This is a genomic window from Halobacillus sp. BBL2006 (assembly GCF_000786645.1).
Lineage (GTDB): Bacteria > Bacillota > Bacilli > Bacillales > Halobacillaceae > Halobacillus.
Window position 1 is genome coordinate 1 of the sequence record NZ_JRNX01000358.1, and the last position, 1,788, is coordinate 1,788.

At 39.9% G+C, this 1,788-nt stretch carries 2 protein-coding genes; both read left to right on the forward strand.

The features are described 5' to 3' along the window. The coding region (locus LD39_RS22635; RefSeq protein ID WP_156112625.1) for an iron chelate uptake ABC transporter family permease subunit at window positions 1–91 on the forward strand (91 nt) is incomplete at its 5' end. Between the two features lie 282 nt (window positions 92–373). Then, the gene (locus tag LD39_RS11210) at window positions 374–1,561 is read left to right on the forward strand and encodes a NupC/NupG family nucleoside CNT transporter (protein ID WP_035546357.1); all 1,188 of its coding nucleotides are present in this window, start codon (window positions 374–376) and stop codon (window positions 1,559–1,561) included. The last annotated feature ends 227 nt before the right edge of the window (window positions 1,562–1,788 follow it).

Here is a 1,788-nt window from a genome sequence, read left to right on the forward strand (position 1 = left end):
ACCAACCGAAGTTCCTGCTGGAATCTTCACGGCGGTTATTGGAGCCCCTTATTTCTTATATTTGTTAAGAAAAATGAATACAGCTGCTTAGAAGACCCATGTCGCTTGGGTCTTCTTTTAATTGGTTCTGGAGATGAATATACATATGTAAAAAATATTTCCGTCGACAAAAATGGATAAAAACCCTTATAAATGGGGCAAATTAGCCAAAGAGAGCATGGTTTGGACTGTTATATGAAAATTTTGGCTATACAAAAAAGCCTTGCATGACGTCTGACAACCTGTTAATATTCATAGTGGAATTACTTGATGTAAGCATTTTCATCAATTGTGCTCTTATATTTTTTTTAATACATTAGGGGAGGATTTATCTGTGGATATTCTTTTAGGCATTCTTGCAGTTGCTGTCATTATTGGTCTTGCATTTCTGATGTCCAATGACCGTAAAAATATTAACTTTAAAGGTATTGGAATTATGTTGGTTGTTCAGTTGTTCATCACATGGTTCATGTTCAATACAACGATTGGACAAACAATCATAAATGGGATCTCCTGGGGATTCAATAAGCTTATCGATTATGGAACGGAAGGGGTTAACTTCGTTCTCGGCGGTGTACAGGTAGGAGATAACGGTGTTTTCTTCTTTAACGTACTTCTAATTATAATCTTCTTTGCGACTATTCTGTCTGTATTGACGTATTTGAAGATTTTACCATTTATCATCAAATACCTAGGGTGGGGGCTTTCTAAGATCACTGGCCTTCCAAAAGTAGAGTCATTCAACGCTGTAAACAGTATTTTCTTCGGTCAATCTGAAGCGTTGCTTGCGATTAAATCTCAGTTCCACAACTTGAACGATAACCGTCTTTATATCGTCAGTGCTTCTGCGATGGGTTCTGTATCTGCATCGATTGTTGGTGCTTACCTAGGAATGCTTCCAGCTAAATATATTCTTGTCGCGCTTCCATTGAACATGTTCAGTGCTTTGATCGTAGCTTCGATTATTGCTCCTGTAAAAGTGTCTAAAGAAGAAGACCACGTAGACATTCAGGATGTTTCCAATTCGAAAAGTTTCTTTGAAGCGATGGGGAACGGAGCGTTAGATGGTGGTAAGATTGCCTTGATCGTAGCATCTATGTTGATCGCGTTCATCGCATCTCTAGAGTTAGTCAATGCTGTCTTTGGTGCTATCTTCAATGGTTTTACCCTGCAACAACTTCTCGGTTACATTATTGCTCCAATCGGACTGCTTATGGGTATTCCAGCAGGTGAAGTTATCGATGCGGGTGCCATTATGGGTACGAAGATCGTAACGAACGAATTCGTAGCGATGCTTGAATTCCAAGGTATGCTTGAAGGAGTATCTGAGAAAACAATCGGAATCGTAACGGTATTCCTTACAAGCTTTGCGAACTTCTCTTCTATCGGAATCATTGCTGGTACCGTACAAGGGATTGATTCAGAAAAAGGTGGACGCGTATCCGGATTCGGTATGAAACTTCTAATTGGTGCTACACTTGGTTCTATGCTATCTGCAACAATCGCAGGTCTTTTCCTATAAAAATAGGTAAGAAAAGAGATGAGGGATTCCCTCATCTCTATTTTTTTGAAGATTTCCTTCTGGAAATTGTTTTGTTTGCTTGTAAGGTAGTTAATGGTGGTTATTAGAAAATCCTCCATTAAAGCTCCCTATTGTTGAAGACTCAGTTTCGAGATGTCTGGGTCCGTTACTGGATTAGGACTCGGGTTGGCGGGGAAACGACTCGTCCAGCTGCAACGCCCAGACAC